This is a genomic window from Neokomagataea anthophila (assembly GCF_018122595.1).
GTDB classification, from domain to species: domain Bacteria; phylum Pseudomonadota; class Alphaproteobacteria; order Acetobacterales; family Acetobacteraceae; genus Gluconobacter; species Gluconobacter anthophilus.
Map to the genome: position 1 here is coordinate 1 of NZ_JAGRQH010000064.1, position 261 is coordinate 261.

A 261-nucleotide genomic window follows, 5' to 3' on the forward strand; every position below is an offset into this window, starting at 1 on the left:
GGTCGCCACGGTGAATGTCTAGTAACTGACAAGCCGGTCCGATGCCATGAGTGGCATATACATCACCACGATGTTTGCGATTGTAATCCATACGCCAATTGTTCCAGTACGAAGGCCAGAATTCTTCCAGATTATGAATGTAAGCACCTTCTACATGAAGCACTTCGCCAAAAATACCTTGTTGCGCCATATTCAGCGTAGTCAGTTCGAAGAAATCATATACGCAGTTCTCCAGTTGCATGCAGTGTTTGCGAGTTTTTT

Annotated in this window: 1 protein-coding gene; it reads right to left on the minus strand. The window is 44.8% G+C overall.

Translation table 11 applies throughout. The features are described 5' to 3' along the window. The coding region (locus tag KB213_RS12100; RefSeq protein ID WP_211683488.1) for a hypothetical protein at nt 1-241 on the minus strand (241 nt) is incomplete at its 3' end. Nucleotides 242-261 lie beyond the last annotated feature (20 nt).